Origin of the sequence: Thalassotalea sp. ND16A (assembly GCF_000764205.1) — a bacterium.
GTDB lineage: Bacteria > Pseudomonadota > Gammaproteobacteria > Enterobacterales > Alteromonadaceae > Thalassotalea_A.
Window position 1 is genome coordinate 78,153 of sequence record NZ_JQDZ01000030.1, and the last position, 16,462, is coordinate 94,614.

Consider the following 16,462-nt stretch of genomic DNA (forward strand, 5'->3'; position numbering starts at 1 on the left):
TATCATGAAAGATAAAAAAGTAGCATTAGTCACTGGCGCTATGGGTGGGATTGGCACCGCAATTTGCCATAAAATGGCAGAAGATGGTTACCACGTGTTGGCAACTCACCGCCCTGGAAAAGAAGACAGTGCAACATCGTGGATTGATAGTGAAGCATTTCCAGCGAACCTTGTTGAACCTTTGGCACTGGATGTGTGTGATACCGCGGATTGTGATCAAGTTTTGAAAAAAGTGATGGAAGATTTTGGCCGTATCGATGTATTGGTGAACAATGCTGGTATCACCCGTGATACCACGTTCAAACGGATGAATTTTGCACAATGGAACGATGTCATTAATACCAACCTCAATAGTTTATTTAATGTAACCCAGCCATTATTTCAAGCGATGTGCGAGCAAGGCAACGGCCGCATTATCAACATCACCTCAATTAATGGTTTAAAAGGGCAATTTGGCCAGGCCAACTATGCTGCCGCTAAAGCCGGGATGATCGGTTTTACTAAGTCATTAGCACTGGAGTCGGCACGTTTTGGCGTTACGGTGAATGCTGTTGCACCGGGTTACACCGCGACCCCGATGGTTTCCTCCCTTAAAGAAGAGGTGCTTGATTCAATTAAAGTACAAATTCCACAACGCCGTTTGGCAACTCCGGTAGAAATAGCTAAATCAATCAGTTACTTAGCCAGTGAGGATGCCGCATATATCACCGGCGAAACGTTGAACATCAACGGCGGCCAGTACATGCACTAGGTTTTTACCTAATAATAAAGGATTTTAAAAATGAACAAAGTTTATCTCGTTTCTGCTAAACGTACTGCTATTGGCTCCTTTGGTGGCGCATTTAAATCAGTACCGGCTTCCGCACTTGCTGCTGAAGCCGTAACAGCTGCCTTAGCCGCTGCAAATGTTGATGCAGCCCAGGTTGATGAATTGTTGATGGGTAATGTCATTGCTGCCGGTCAAGGCATGGGCCCTGGTCGACAAGCCGCAATCGCTGCCGGTCTTCCAGAAATTACCCCGGCATATACCGTTAACATGATTTGCGGCAGTGGCATGAAAGTCGTCATGGATGGTGCTGCCCACATTAAGGCTGGCGATGCCAATGTTGTGGTCGCCTGTGGCGGGGAAAATATGTCTCGCTACCCTTATGTGGTGACCTCAGACATACGTTTTGGCACAAAAATGGGCAATTTAGAGCTTTCCGACACGTTAATTGATGATGGCTTAACCGACGTTTTCAATAAATACCATATGGGCATCACCGCAGAAAATGTGGCAGAAAAACTTGAGGTAAGTCGAGAAGAGCAAGATAACTTTGCTTTGCAAAGCCAGCAACGTGCGTTAAATGCCATTGAAAGTGGTAAATTTGTGGATGAAATCGTGCCATTAGAAGTGACCGTACGCCGCAAGACGAATGTTATCGCTACTGATGAGTATCCCAAAGTTGATGTGAGCAGTGACGGTTTAACTAAAATGCGGGCGGCATTTAAAAGAGAAGGCACAGTAACAGCTGGTAATGCATCAGGCCTGAATGATGGTGGCTCAGCAATCATACTGGCATCGGAATCGGCTGTTGAAAAATATGATCTTAAACCAATCGCGGAATTAGTGAGTTATGCTCAATCGGGTATTGATCCTGCCATCATGGGCTTAGGACCGGTGCCGGCGATTGCGAAAGCATTATCACTGGCGGATCTGACGTTACAGGATATTGAACTACTGGAGTTAAATGAAGCTTTTGCTGCGCAAGCGCTTGGGGTAATGAAACAGCTTTGTAATGATCACCAAGAATCTCTTGCGGCGTTAACCGAGCGAACCAATGTTAATGGTGGCGCAATCGCCTTAGGTCACCCGTTAGGTGCATCGGGTAATCGAATTATTGTCACTTTGCTGCATGAAATGAAAAAACGTGGCAACAAACTCGGACTGGCATCACTTTGTATCGGTGGTGGTATGGGAACCGCTGTAATTGTTAAATCGTTAGATTAAGGTGGTAATGCTGGTATTAGGGTCTGTTGATACCAGCACTTAAAATAGCAAGATAAATTAAAATATATCGATAAAGGACTCATCATGACCGATAATAAACAGTATTCAAGCAATTCGTTGTTCAATCCATTATTTGCAACCACGCAAACATTGTGGGGGGATATCGTCTCATATCAGCATCAGTTCGTTACTGACAGTTTGAGCCAATCTGTTGACCAGGTAGACAAAGTTATTAACGCCAAGGATCCACAGACACTTGTGGAAATCCAGAAAACGTTTGTTGAGCAACAAGCAAGTAAACTTACTCAGTTGACTGAACAAGTTGCGAGTAGTTTTCAAAAGGCCCAACTTGATATTCAACAGTCATTTTCTGGCACTCAAGCTAAAACCTCAACGGTTGAAGCAGAAACTGTGGCACCTACAGCGGCTAAAAAACCTGCAGATAAAGCGAGCCTGGTCAAAACCAATAAGGTAAAAACGCCAAAAGTAAAATCGGCTGCAGCTGATCCTAAAGTTGCCAAGACCAAAGCAAGCCCGGCCAAATCGAACCCGGTTAAAGCCAAGGCAGTTAACGCCAAAGTCGTTAAAGCGAAACCAGTTAAAGCAAAAACCGTTAAAGCCGAGGCAAAAAAAACAACGGTAACTGAACCACTTGCCGCTAAAACAAGTCCGGCAAAGCCAGCAACAAAAAAAGTTTCATCGACAAAATCCATTAAGCCAGTACCTGTAAAACCAGCACCAGTAAAGCCATCAACACCACCAGGAAGCAGCGCGAAAAAGCCCGCTTCAGATAAACAGTAATGATTAAAAAATGAACCACACCTTAGTGTGGTTATCAAAAGGGCTTAATGTTTTAACTTCAATGTTTTTATAGCCGTTATCGATAAAAGGAGTGGTATCAATGAAAAATATGGCAAGCGCACAAGAGTTTTTTGAATTTATCAATAATGAAACCAACCAAATGTTGGAAACTCTTTCATCAGAGCAGACGAAACAGGCATTTGCGCAGTTTAATAACCAGTGGCTTGAGTTAACTCAGCGTCATGTTGCAGACCCCTCTGCCTGGCTCAATAGCGTTGTCGAATTTCAAACACAACAAATCGGTTTATGGAATCAATTTCTGACCGGGCAGGCAGCCAAACTGAGCACTGCAGGCAATGACGACTCAGGACAAGCAATACAAGAACAAATTTTTGACTACATCAAAAGTTCGTATGTTATTACCGCAAATACCCTTAATGAATTAGCCGAAGATTCTAATTTAGCTGAGCAAGAGCAGCAAAAACTTGAATTTTATACTAAGCAATACCTTGAAGCGATGTCGCCAGATAACTTTGCCGCGACGAATCCTGAAGTTATTCAAGAAGCCATTAATACCAATGGTCAAAGCTTAGTCAATGGCCTTAAAAATTTATTTTCTGACATCGAAAAAGGCCGCATTAGCATGACTGATGAAAGCGCCTTTCGCTTAGGTGAGAACCTTGCGGTCACTGAAGGTGCGGTTATTTATGAAAATGAATTGTTTCAGTTAATTCATTATCGGCCGCAAAGTGAACAAGTCTTTAGTAAGCCAACCCTCATTGTACCGCCATGTATCAATAAATTTTACATTCTTGATCTTCAGCCACACAATTCATTTGTGAATTACTGCGTTCAGAAACAGCAAAATACCTTTTTAATCTCTTGGCTCAACCCAAGCAATCAGCAGGGTCACCTTAGTTGGGATAACTACGTTGAGGACGGGGTCATTAATGCAATAAATATTGTTAAAAAGATCACTGACTCTAACAATGTTAATGCTGTCTCCTGGTGTGTGGGCGGTACTTTGCTGGCAAGTACTTTGGCTGTTCTGGCAAATCGTAAAGATAATTCAGTACGGTCAGCAACATTTTTAACTACCTTATTGGATTTTGAACAACCAGGGGATATCTCGGTATTTATTGATCAGCAACAGGTTGATCAATTACTGACTCAGGCAAAAGAACAAGGCGTATTAAGTGGTCGATATTTAGCGAACGCTTTTAACCTGTTGCGTTCGCGTGATCTCATTTGGTCTTATGTGGTTAACAACTACCTTAAAGGCAAGCAACCTTCGTCTTTTGATATTTTGTATTGGAACAGTGATTCAACAAACCTGCCTTATGAAATGTACCAGTTTTATATCAAACAAATGTATCTTAATAATAATTTAAGTAAAAACAACGCCATAACCATATGTAATGAACCAATCGACTTAGCTAAAATTGACGTTCCCTGTTATTTTCTATCGACTATTGACGATCATATTGCGCCTTGGAAAAGTACCTTTAAAGGCACTGAATTGCTTAGTGGCAGTCATCAATTTGTGCTTGCTGCAAGTGGTCATGTTGCAGGTGTGATTAATCCTGTGTCTAAAAACCGGCGTCATTACTGGCTTGATGGTGAACTGAATAACGGCGCTGATAAATGGTTAGAAACCGCAACCAAAGAGCAAGGGTCGTGGTGGACTCATTGGCATAAATGGCTTAACAAACGAGCAGGAAAGAAAATTGACTCGCCGGCTTTGGGTAGTGACCAATATCAGGTTATAGAGCCAGCTCCCGGGCGTTATGTGAAAGTGAAGCTTGAAGACATGGACAAGGCAAACTTAAACAATTGTGAAAACTGAACCGTTCAACCATAGATGACCATTTTAACATGAGTTATCAGCCATCTAACACGCGCTTAGTATTTTGTAATACAAAGCGCGTTAGCCCTATATCTCTTTTAAATAGCCCTAGTCAAATTCAGCGATAAACTGTTTTATTCTTGGTCCAACTTCTTGTCTGAATCTTCGACCATTAAATACCCCGTAATGTCCAACTTCAGGCTGAAGATAGTGTTGTTTCATCTGCTCTGGTATACCTGATAATATTTGATGTGCCGCCTGGGTTTGACCTGCGCCAGTGATATCGTCTTTTTCACCTTCAACTGTCATTAACGCCACTTGTGTTACTGCTGAGGTATCGATTAGCTCGCCTTGATAGGTCATTTCACCTTTAGGCAATTGATGCTCAATAAATACGTGTTTAATGGTATCAATATAGTATTGAGCGGGTAAGTCCATTACCGCTAAGTATTCATTATAAAATTGACGATGATTTTCAGCATTATCGCCATCTCCTTTGATTAAGTCACCATAAAAGGTAAAATGTTTATCAATATGACTGTCCATGTTCATACTTAAAAAACCAGAGAGTTGGATAAAACCGGGATAGACTCGCTGCCCTTCACCTACATAGCCATTAGGTACAGAACAGATGACATTTTTCTCAAACCACTCCAGCTCCTTTGAAATGGCATAGTCATTAACTTCGGTTGGGCTGATCCTGGTATCAATAGGGCCACCAAGCAAAGACATTGATTTGGGCTGATAACTCGCATTATTCTGTGCCATGACAGTGGCAGCAACAAGGGTTGGGACGGTTGGTTGGCACACGGCAATAATATGGAAGTCTCCGGCTAAATACTGGCAAAATTCGATAATAGTTTTGACATAATCATCAAACGAAAAACTGCCGGCGCTGAGCGGTACATCCCTGGCATTAACCCAGTCAGTAATGTACACATCGTGATCATCAATAAAGTGCTTTACGGTACCACGTAACAGGGTTGAATAATGCCCGGATAAAGGTGCAATAATTAATACCTTAGGCTGAGAATATTGACCATTTCGCTGAAAGTTCAGTAACTTGCAATAAGGTTTGTCGATAACAACAACTTCTTTAATGGCTATTTTATTGCCATCAATATTGGCATAGTCAATATTAAACCCTGGTTTACCATAAACCCCAGTAAACCGCTCAATGACTTCCATCGTTGCTGCTATGGTTTTACCAGCAAAAGAATAATTTAAAGGTGACCACGGGTGTTCACTAAGCTGTTGCATTTGTTGCATCCAGGCATTCAACGGGGATACTGCAGTCATGTAAGATTGATGCATTTGATATAACATTGTATTGCCTTTTATGTTTGATCTGGTATTCATTTCGAATGCGTAATAATAGTCAGTAAGAATGAAACGACAGGTAATGGTGCGGTGCACCATTAGTTAAATACTAACGCCAATACAGGTCAAAGATCAACCAAAATATATAAATTTCTAATGAATTGGTTCACCGTGATACAAGCAATCGATTTTCTATAATTGCGGGGATTACCAGCAACAGGCTGTTTCAACATCATCTTATATTGAGCAAGGCTAATATTGGTATTTCAGCCAATTCTCGGTACACTAAGACGAAAGATGCAATTAGAGAGTTTTAGTATGGCAGAACCAAGAATTATAAAAAAATACCCTAACCGTCGCTTATATGATACCGAACAAAGTTGTTATATCACTTTAACAAATGTCAAAGAGTTAGTGATGGCAGGGGTAGAATTTCAGGTGGTTGATAGTAATTCATCAGATGATATCACCCGAACCATTTTGCTGCAGATCATTATGGAGGAAGAGTCTCAGGGTAAGCCATTATTTAGCGAAAGTGCTCTGTCTAATTTAATACGGTTCTACGGTGGAACTTTTCAAGGGGTGCTTGGTAAGTATTTAGAGGAGAGTTTAGTGGCATTTAGCCAACAACAACAGCAACTGTTTTCTTCTTCGACAAATTCTAACCCGATGCAAAATATCGCTCAGTTGGCGCAGCAAAATATGAAGGTGTGGACGGATATGCAAAGCTCGTTTTTTCAACAATCGGCCGATTCTGCAAAAGATAATAAAAAGAAATAGTTCACCTTTCCTGAAAAATAAAAATGAACGAATTATTGTGGTGTAAACCGGGATGATTCGTTTTTTTGGGTTTAATCTGTCCGCACTTTTGCCGAGAAAAATCAAATTTCCTGACTCCTTAATAGCTCCTATATTATCTAGCTTCCTACCTGCCACGATATCTGCATTGCCAAGCGATAAAAATGCACTTAGAAAACAGTTCTTTGTCATCCATATAGTTGTATTGATCGAATGAATAATAACCACTTTTGAAATTTATCTATTGACCTTGTTCAAAAATCGTCCTATGCTGCACTGCAGCATATTGCAGTGCACAATTAACTTAACCACGGAGTGATTACTATGATAAACCTTGAAGATAACATGAAATTTTTTAAAGACGTAAGCACAAAAAGCCTTGAAAGTGTTGGTGCTTTTGGACAACTTAATCAAAAAGCATGGAGCTCACTAGCGGAAAAGCAAATGGAAATAATCTCATTAGCGACAGAGGCGAGTGTTGAAAGCTTAAATGTGTTTTCTAAAACCCAAGATGTTAAAGACTTAACCGAGCAACAAACGAAAATCACCAAAGATTTTGGTGAGAAATTAAAAGTGAAAAATCAGGAACTGGTTGATATATCAACCAAGGTCCGTGATGATTTTAACGAATTCACCCAAAAACAAGTTTCTCTAGTTAATGAAAACTTGAGCAATGTCGCCCAATAACGGCATAATTTTCAGGCATTAAAGTGAAACCGATATTCACTTGCTGAGTATCGGTTAATTTATCTACTTGGGCCTCGCTTTATTCATTGCCTGAGCAATTTGCCTTACCGAATTCGTGTGCCAAAAATTTTCTAGAGTTACCGGTAATTTTTGTAACCAATTCGGATGTTGATCAATTGTACCTGGAATATTAACTTGCTCCTGGCTTTCAATAGCATCTTCAAGGGGAATTAATTGCAGATGACTGGGCGCCGTCGCCAAGTACTTTTGTACAGCTATACTCAATTCAGTATTCATTACTGCGGGGTCTTGTTGAGGTGCTTTCGCCATATCGATCACATTTAAGTCGTCTAATGCGGCAATCAGCATTTGTCTATCGCCACTTCGTGAATTTCTGTCTTGATCACCCGCTTCTTCATTGGGATACAAGTTTAACGTTTGACGCCATTGTAAATCTCGTCCTTGCCACCAGCCACTCAACGTGGCGGTATCATGGGTAGATACCGTAACCATGGATTGCACCGGGAATTCCTCGGGACGTTTGAATAAACCTGTCTGCCAACGTTCAAAAAATAGTACTTTGAATGATAACAGCCCAGAATCTTGCATGGTTTGGCTAAATCCATCGGGAACGTTGCCTAAGTCCTCGCCAATCACCACACAATTGTTACGAACGGATTCTAACGCGATCACACTGAGAATATCGGCTAAAGGAAAGGTAATATAAACCCCTTCATCCGCTTGCATTCCAGGAGCTATCCAATATTGACGCATTAACCCTAAAATATGGTCAATGCGTAATGCACCGGCATATTGCATACTGCAACGGAGTGCTTTCACCAAGGGCTGATATCCTTGTTTTTGCAACTCAACCGGGTTCAGCGGTGTTAACCCCCAACCTTGTCCCAATGGATTCATGCCATCGGGTGGCGCGCCAATAGATGCACCAGCAACATATAACGCTTGATCAGACCATACCTCGGCGCCTGAGCCATCACAACCCACAGCCAAATCAAGATACAAGCCGATAGGCATATTTTTAGCCTGTGCCGTTTGTTTAACCGCGTTTAATTGGCGATGCGCCAGCCACTGGACAAAACAAAAATACTCTATGCGGTGCGCATGTGTTCGTTGAAAGGCAAGAACCTTCTCACTATGCGGTTGTTGATAAGCTTTCGGCCAATGGGTCCAGCCATAAGCACCTTCATCGATGGCACGAAAGTGCTCATACAAGGCATCAAATGTGGCAAAGCGAAATAAATCTTGCCCTTGTTGCTGCTTAAATTGCGCGAATTCTTCTGCCTCAGTAGCGTACAACGTGGCACTTGTATGGCAAAAATCTTCAAAAAGTAGGTCGATAACTTGATATTTGATTTCAGCGACGGCTGGATAATCGACGAGCTCAGACTGCTTAGCCTGAGTAATTTTGTCTCCAAAGGCAACACTATTAACGAGGGTTTGCGCCTTTTCACATTGTGCGAAGTTTGCAATGGCAGTAACGTCAATATACAAAGGGTTCAAAAAACATCGACTCGATGGCGAATAAGGGCTTCGATGTGCCGGATTGTTCTGATACAGCGGATGTAACGGGTTGATGCCAATGGCCGACGCGCCTTGCTCTGCGGATTTTTCGATTAAACTATTCAAATCGGTAAAATCGCCGATCCCCCAATTCGTCTCACTACGCAGTGAATACAGTTGAGCGGTGTAGCCCCATATTTTATTTTCACTGGCTTGTTGGTGACTATAACAGGTTTTTGGGGCAAAAATTAGCGGGCAATTAGCCGTATTGCCACCACTGCTAATCGTCAGTTGATGATAGCCGGGCGCAAGGGCAGGTAAGGGCAGTTGGTACTGACAATATTGCACATCATCGAGTTGTATTTCATCGAAGAGTTGTAGGTCAGTAAGGTGAAAACTGCCGGTCATTTCAACGTCTAATTCAGTGATGATCTGCCAGGTTAAAATGTCAGCTGCTGTTTTCGGTAAACTAATCTTGATGAAATGTTGCTGTTGCTCGAGTTTAGCGATATGGACAGCGGGTAACATATTTCGCCATGGGCTTTTATCTAAGTCATTGACGGACTTAACCAATGAGCCTTCATCTAATTGATAACCCATAGCGGTTAATAACGCGCGTTGCGCTTGCTCTTTGGCCACAACTTGATCACCAAATGTTCCGGTATAACTCGAATAAAAACCGACTTGCTCGGCCAGTTGCTGAACTAAACTCATTTTGAATTCCCTTATCACGAATAGAATAAAATTACATGTAACATGTAATAAAATTACATTTGGCTGGACTTTAACAAATAAAACGCTAAAATAACAGCTTCTCAGAACTGTTTTTGTAACTAAATAACGTTATTGTTTTTTGGTTTATTTTATGGTTAAAAATAAAAGGCCAGTCGTCTAAGTCTAGTGTATGGCGACAAATAATCGGCTATTTTAAACGAATAAAGTTCACTATTGGTGCTAATACCAGGTTGTTAATTTTTTGCACCGATACAAAGCAGGGTCTGCACCTAATAATGATTAATACATGATTAATGGAGAATAACATGCTTACAAAAAAATACTTTAAAACCAAAGATGAAGCGGAAGTGACATTTGAATTTGCACGAAATGACGTGAAATCTGTGTCACTGTACGGCGATTTCAATGACTGGCAAGCGATTGAAATGAAATTTATCAAAAAATCTCAGAGTTTTAAAACCAGAGTAAGATTGCCGAAAGGTGGTAGCTATCAATTTCGTTACTTATTAGATAACGCCGAGTGGGAAAATGATCATGCAGCCGATCAATACCTGGCCAATGAATTCGGTAGTGATAATAGTGTGGTAACAATCTCAAGTTAGGCTGAAGGTGAGGTGAAATGAAAGAATTGTTAATTTTTTTATTTCACCTCATATTTTAATGGCACTATGACTTTCAATGGAATACTGTCATTGGAAGCGCTTTCATTACTTTGAGTGTTCATGCTTGATAATTCAAAGGTAATTAGCTTGTTGTATATAGGAAATACATGGAACGATATAGAATGGAACCCGGAAGAGGTTACCCTATAGGGGCAACTCTCGATGATGGCGGGGTAAACTTTTCATTATTTTCGGCGAACGCAGAAAAAATTGAATTGTGTATTTTTGACGAGCATGGTCATCAAGAATTAATGCGCTTTGCTTTGCCTTTGTGCGAGCATCAAGTTTGGCATGGTTATCTTCGAGGCGCGAAAGCCGGTCTAGTCTACGGCTATCGGGTGTATGGGCCTTATCAGCCAGAGTTTGGTCATCGGTTCAACCATCATAAATTATTACTCGATCCCTATGCGCGGTCTTTAGCCGGAGAATTTTCATGGTCTGACCGCCATTTCGCCTACAAGCTTAATGATCCCAAACAAGACTTATCATTCGATGATAGAGACAATGCCGATGTGATGTTTAAAGCGGTTGTGGTTGAGCCCTCGGCGCCACGTTTACCGCGAGTGCCTGTTGCCTGGCAAAATACGGTGATCTATGAAGGTCATGTTAAAGGGTTAACTGAGCTAAACAATAAAGTACCCAAACAATTGCGCGGCTCTTTTTTAGGCATCAGTCATCCCGCAATGATCGCCCATTACCGCGCACTTGGTATCACCACCATAGAATTATTGCCGGTTCAGCAATTTGTCTCAGAGCAGTTTTTAACGGACAAAAATCTTTCGAACTATTGGGGCTACAATTCATTAGCGTTTTTTGTTCCCCATAAAGATTACCTGAATCAAAAGCAGATAGTTGAATTTCAACGTATGGTTGATGAACTGCATCAAGCCGGTTTTGAAGTGATAATCGATGTCGTCTACAACCATACCTGCGAAGGTAACTGGTTAGGACCAACGTTAAGTTTTCGCGGCATAGACAATAGCTCTTATTATCGTTTAAACCCTACCGAGCAACGCTATTATATCAACGATACCGGTTGTGGTAATACCCTGAACATTAGTCACCCCCGGGTTTTACAAATGGTCATGGATAGTCTGCGGTATTGGGTGCAAGTCATGGGCGTAGATGGATTTAGATTCGACTTAGCGCCGATTTTAGGGCGTGAAGTGCAGGGGTTTGATAAAAGTAATGGCTTTTTGGATGCTATTTTACAAGATCCTTTGCTAAGCACTGTAAAACTCATTGCCGAACCCTGGGATATTGGTCCTGGAGGCTATCAACTGGGTGGTTTTCCTGCTCCCTGGTCTGAGTGGAATGATCAATACCGTGATACCATCAGGCGTTATTGGCGCGGTGACAAGGGCATGTTGCCGGAATTTGCCCGTAGAATTCACGGCTCCAGTGATATTTTTGAACACAGTGGCCGCCAACCCTATGCCAGTATCAACTTTCTTTGTAGCCACGATGGCTACACCTTGCATGATTTAGTCAGTTATCAACAGCGTCACAATGAGGCCAATGGTGAAAATAACCGGGATGGTCATTCGGATAATTTTTCACATAACCATGGCATTGAGGGCGAGACCACAGACACCGATATTTTAGCGCTGCGCTTACGGCAAATTAAAAATATGCTCGCCACCGTGATGCTTTCGCAGGGCGTGCCGATGTTACTTGCCGGTGATGAATTGGGCCGTAGTCAAAAAGGGAATAACAATGCGTATTGCCAGGACAATGAGATCAATTGGTTAAATTGGGATGAAAAAAGCTTGTATGCCGATGAACTCACCCCCTTCGTCGCAAGTTTGAGCCAATTAAGAGCACGTGTGCCGATGTTGGCCTATCGAAAGTTTATCCATAAGGATGACCACAGTTCACAAGTCGATATTGTCTGGTTTCATCGTTCTGGACTTCCTATGCACAAAGAGCATTGGCATTCTCATCATGCGGCCACCTTAGGGTACCTGATACAGGAAAAGAGCACTTCATCGGAACAACTGTTGTGCCTTTTTCACGCAGGAAATGAGCCAATTGAATTTCAACTGCCAGCAATAGATGGCATCGAACATTGGCAGGTAATGATCGATACCAATTCCAGTGCCAACCAAGATGAAATCCGCCGCATTCCAGCGCAACGTAAAATTACCATGGCGCCTTTTTCAACCATTGTTTTATTAAATGGTGATTTTAATGATAAAAACCAGGAATTATCCACAGATGAACAAAAACAATAACCTCTGCGAAATTACGGTGTCAGATGACAGTGTATTAATGAATGCGCACACCTTTGCCGAAGACTTAGCTCGACATTTTCATTTTTCTTTAGGTCGAGACAAGGTGCAAGAGTCACATCTATACCTGTATAACGCGCTTGCCATTACCGTTCGTGATCACTTAGTTTCTCAGTGGCGAAAAACCAGAATGGCAAGAGCAGGGCAACGCCGTGTCGCGTATATGTCACTTGAGTTTCTCATGGGGCGCACCCTCAACAATGCCATCTTGAATTTAGACTTAGATGATACGGTTCGCGCAGCGCTCGAAGGATATTGCTGTGATTTAGAAGATGTTGAGCAAGCGGAGCATGATGCCGGATTAGGCAATGGTGGTTTAGGGCGGTTAGCCGCTTGTTTTCTAGACAGTTGTGCGAGTTTAGCGCTGCCGGTCATTGGGTATGGCATTCGTTACGAATACGGTATGTTCAATCAAGAAATTAAAAATGGCCAGCAAGTGGAACATCCGGATAACTGGTTACGTAACGGTAATCCGTGGGAAATAGCAGCGCCGGAAAAAGCGATAAGAATTAAATTTTTTGGTCATGTCGACGTTATCACGAAAAAAGATGGCCAGCAATACCGTCAGTGGAACAATACCCATGATGTCTTGGCGGTGCCATATGACATGCCGATCCCCGGTTATCAAAACGGTATTGTCAATACCTTACGGTTGTGGAAATCGGAAGCGACCGATGAGTTTGATCTTGATGAATTTAACGCCGGCAGTTACACCGAATCGGTAGCACGAAAGAACCTCGCTGAACAAATTACCATGGTGTTATACCCAAATGACAGTAGTGAAAATGGCAAAGAACTGCGTTTACGTCAACAGTATTTTCTCTCTTCGGCATCGTTACAAGACACCATTAATCTTTATGTAGAATCACATGGTAAAAACTTCGATAAGTTTGTTGCGCTAAACAGTTACCAATTGAATGATACTCACCCCAGTATTGCGGTCGCTGAGTTAATGCGCATTCTGATGGATGATTACAGTATTCCCTGGGATGATGCCTGGGCCATTACCTCGCAAACCATGGCGTATACCAATCATACGTTACTGCCGGAAGCGCTAGAAAAGTGGCCGGTTCGTTTGTTTGAAAACTTACTGCCACGTATCTTAGAGATCATTTATGAAATAAACGCGCGTTTTCTGCAACAAGTCGCCGTTTGTTGGCCCGGGGATAGTCAAAAACAGAGTGCTTTATCGTTAATCGAAGAAGGGCATGAGCCGCAAGTAAGAATGGCGCACTTAGCGATTGTCGGTAGTTATTCCGTTAATGGTGTTGCGGCGCTACACACCGAACTATTAAAAGCAGGGCTATTTAACGACTTTTATCAGTTATGGCCGGAAAAGTTCAACAATAAAACCAATGGGGTAACCCCTCGTCGTTGGTTATCGCATTGCAATAGAAGTTTATCTGCGCTGATCTCAAGTAAAATAGGCCGCAATTGGGTCGCAGATTTTGCCGAAGTGTCACAGCTGAGTGAATTTGCCAATAATAAAGCCTTTCAGAAAAAATGGCGTGACAGTAAACAACATAACAAAGCGGCATTGGTCGACCTGGTCGAGGAAGCAACCGGGGTAACCTTTGACGTTAATATGATGTTTGATGTGCAAGTAAAACGTATTCATGAATACAAACGTCAGTTGCTCAATATTATGCATGTTATTGGTTTGTATGACCGCATTCGTAAGGGCGATACTGCTGACATAACACCACGTTGTGTGCTAATTGGCGGCAAAGCTGCCCCCGGTTATGTCATGGCCAAACAAATTATTAAATTAATTAATAATGTGGCCGATACCATCAACTTAGACCCGAAAGTAGCCAAATACCTAAAAGTCGCGTTTATCCCGAACTACAACGTATCGGCGATGGAAATCATCTGCCCGGCAACCGATTTGTCTGAACAAATATCGACCGCCGGCAAAGAAGCATCGGGCACCGGTAATATGAAATTCATGATGAACGGTGCGCTCACCATTGGCACCCTTGATGGTGCCAATATTGAAATTCGTGATGCGGTTGCGCCAGATAATTTCTTCCTGTTTGGTGCAGAGGCCCATGAAATTCCAGGCATAAGAGAAAACTATCAACCGAATGAAATAATTGCAAACTCGCCAACCTTATCGGCGGTGATGCAGTTGTTAGAAAGTGGTCACTTTAATTTGTTTGAACCGGGCATTTACGACTCGATCATTGAGTCGATTCGTGACCCCGGAGATATGTGGTTAACCGCGTATGATTTTGACAGTTATTTCCAGGCGCAACGTCGTGTCGATGAATGCTATAAAGATCAACAGTTGTGGACCCAAAAGAGTATTTTAAACACTGCGGCCAGTGGTGTGTTTTCGAGTGATCATACGATCAGGCAGTATCGAGATGAAATATGGAAACTATAGCTTTATTCTGATACCAATTTGATTCATTTACTTGGTAGAAGCAATGTGGTGATTAGTGTTTGTTAAATAATGTGTGTAAAGGAGGCGTTATGCCCAAGTATGAAAATCGTAACATCAGTAATTTAACTCGAGAAACATATGCAATGGTTTTAGCGGGAGGGAGAGGCTCTCGCTTATACGAATTAACCGATAGACGGGCAAAACCCGCCGTTTATTTTGGTGGTAAATTCAGGATCATTGATTTTCCATTATCGAACTGTATTAATTCCGGTATTAAAAAAATCGGCATTGCTACTCAGTATAAGTCGCACTCGCTAATACGTCATGTTAACCGTGGCTGGGGTCACTTTAAAAAAGAATTAGGTGAATCAATTGAAGTATTGCCAGCGTCACAGCAAAATGGTGACGGCTGGTATGTCGGTACTGCCGATGCGGTTTTTCAAAATATGGATATTATCAAAAGTGAAATGCCAAAATATGTGATGATTTTATCCGGTGACCACGTTTATCGAATGGATTACGGGCCATTATTGGCGTCTCATGTAACCAGCGGCGCAGACATGACGGTATGTTGTATTGAAGTGCCTGTAGCCGAAGCCGCAGGGGCCTTTGGAGTGATGACCGTAGATGAAGACAGTCGTGTTTGTCGATTCGATGAAAAACCGGCTAACCCTGCCGAAGTTCCCGGCAAACCGGGTATCACCTTAGCGTCAATGGGCAACTACGTTTTTAACACCGAATTTTTGTTTGAGCAATTGCGACAGGATGCCGCACAAGAAGGCTCAAGCCACGACTTTGGCAACGACATTATTCCGAAAATCATTGAATCGCATAAAGTATACGCCTTTCCGTTCACCGATCCAGATTCTGTTCGTCAACCTTATTGGCGCGATGTTGGTACGCTGGATTCGTTTTGGGAAGCCAATATGGAATTAGTTTCTCCTGAGCCAGAGCTAGATATGTACGATAGAAACTGGCCTATCTGGACCTATCAAGAGCAAACCGCGCCGGCAAAATTTATTTTCGATGAAGACAACCGACGAGGTCTGGCCGTTGACTCAACGGTATCCGGTGGCGTCGTAGTTTCCGGTTCAATGGTGAAAAAATCCTTGTTGTTTTCGCAAGTGCGGGTGAATTCCTATTGCCATATTGAAGAATCCGTTATTTTGCCTAAAGTGGATATTGGCCGAGGTTGTAAAGTGATCAAAGCGATTGTTGATAGAGGTTGCCAAATCCCCACGGGTTTGGATATTGGTGTTGATCATGCAATGGATCGCCAAAATGGCTTTCGAGTGACCGATAAAGGTGTGGTGTTGGTAACTCCTGCCATGCTCCGTGACCTGGCCGCAAAATAAAATCCATTAATAACTTACCATTGAGTTGTAATGTTTTGAAAAATAACAATTATCCGTAAATTTTTAG

Annotated in this window: 12 protein-coding genes; 10 read left to right on the forward strand and 2 right to left on the reverse strand. The window is 42.3% G+C overall.

Annotated elements, in window-relative coordinates; all coding sequences use genetic code 11:
- Nucleotides 1-4 precede the first annotated feature (4 nt).
- From ND16A_RS14000 to ND16A_RS13990, 4 genes are all read left to right on the forward strand, one after another.
- On the forward strand, nucleotides 5-751 hold the full coding sequence (locus ND16A_RS14000; protein ID WP_033076628.1) for an SDR family oxidoreductase: 747 nt from the start codon (nucleotides 5-7) through the stop codon (nucleotides 749-751).
- 30 nt (nucleotides 752-781) lie between these two features.
- Nucleotides 782-1,990 (forward strand): acetyl-CoA C-acetyltransferase, encoded by a 1,209-nt coding sequence (locus ND16A_RS13995; RefSeq protein ID WP_033076629.1) that lies wholly within the window; start codon nucleotides 782-784, stop codon nucleotides 1,988-1,990.
- 84 nt (nucleotides 1,991-2,074) lie between these two features.
- Entirely contained in the window at nucleotides 2,075-2,791 is a 717-nt protein-coding gene (locus ND16A_RS20120; RefSeq protein ID WP_052072893.1) for a phasin family protein, read from the forward strand.
- Nucleotides 2,792-2,891: 100 nt separating this feature from the next.
- Nucleotides 2,892-4,637 carry a PHA/PHB synthase family protein gene (locus tag ND16A_RS13990; RefSeq protein ID WP_052072894.1) on the forward strand — a complete coding sequence of 582 codons (1,746 nt, stop codon included), beginning with the start codon at nucleotides 2,892-2,894 and terminating at the stop codon, nucleotides 4,635-4,637.
- A 108-nt stretch (nucleotides 4,638-4,745) separates the two neighbouring features.
- On the opposite strand, the gene ND16A_RS13985 is transcribed toward ND16A_RS13990, so the two are convergent.
- Nucleotides 4,746-5,963 (reverse strand): polyhydroxyalkanoate depolymerase, encoded by a 1,218-nt coding sequence (locus tag ND16A_RS13985; RefSeq protein ID WP_033076630.1) that lies wholly within the window; start codon nucleotides 5,961-5,963, stop codon nucleotides 4,746-4,748.
- A 312-nt stretch (nucleotides 5,964-6,275) separates the two neighbouring features.
- Here ND16A_RS13985 and phaR point away from each other — a divergent pair, with 312 nt between their 5' ends.
- Nucleotides 6,276-6,737, forward strand: a complete 462-nt coding sequence (phaR, locus tag ND16A_RS13980; RefSeq protein ID WP_033076663.1) for a polyhydroxyalkanoate synthesis repressor PhaR — start codon at nucleotides 6,276-6,278, stop codon at nucleotides 6,735-6,737.
- A 363-nt stretch (nucleotides 6,738-7,100) separates the two neighbouring features.
- Nucleotides 7,101-7,442, forward strand: a complete 342-nt coding sequence (locus ND16A_RS13975; protein WP_235281979.1) for a phasin family protein — start codon at nucleotides 7,101-7,103, stop codon at nucleotides 7,440-7,442.
- Between the two features lie 63 nt (nucleotides 7,443-7,505).
- Here the strand turns inward: ND16A_RS13975 and malQ are convergent, their stop codons facing one another.
- Nucleotides 7,506-9,677: a 4-alpha-glucanotransferase gene (malQ, locus tag ND16A_RS0118870; protein ID WP_052072895.1), complete on the reverse strand. Its 2,172-nt coding sequence runs from the start codon at nucleotides 9,675-9,677 to the stop codon at nucleotides 7,506-7,508.
- Between the two features lie 326 nt (nucleotides 9,678-10,003).
- Between malQ and ND16A_RS13970 the strand changes: the two genes are divergently transcribed.
- The 4 genes from ND16A_RS13970 to glgC all read left to right on the forward strand — a co-directional run bounded on the left by ND16A_RS13970 (nucleotide 10,004) and on the right by glgC (nucleotide 16,395).
- Nucleotides 10,004-10,300: an isoamylase early set domain-containing protein gene (locus ND16A_RS13970; RefSeq protein ID WP_033076632.1), complete on the forward strand. Its 297-nt coding sequence runs from the start codon at nucleotides 10,004-10,006 to the stop codon at nucleotides 10,298-10,300.
- Nucleotides 10,301-10,467: 167 nt separating this feature from the next.
- Nucleotides 10,468-12,594 (forward strand): glycogen debranching protein GlgX, encoded by a 2,127-nt coding sequence (gene glgX, locus ND16A_RS13965; protein ID WP_081945486.1) that lies wholly within the window; start codon nucleotides 10,468-10,470, stop codon nucleotides 12,592-12,594.
- The gene (locus ND16A_RS13960; protein ID WP_052072897.1) at nucleotides 12,578-15,040 is read left to right on the forward strand and encodes a glycogen/starch/alpha-glucan phosphorylase; all 2,463 of its coding nucleotides are present in this window, start codon (nucleotides 12,578-12,580) and stop codon (nucleotides 15,038-15,040) included. The genes glgX and ND16A_RS13960 overlap by 17 nt, the downstream gene beginning before the upstream one ends.
- 89 nt (nucleotides 15,041-15,129) lie before the next feature.
- Nucleotides 15,130-16,395 carry a glucose-1-phosphate adenylyltransferase gene (gene glgC, locus ND16A_RS13955; protein WP_033076633.1) on the forward strand — a complete coding sequence of 422 codons (1,266 nt, stop codon included), beginning with the start codon at nucleotides 15,130-15,132 and terminating at the stop codon, nucleotides 16,393-16,395.
- Nucleotides 16,396-16,462 lie beyond the last annotated feature (67 nt).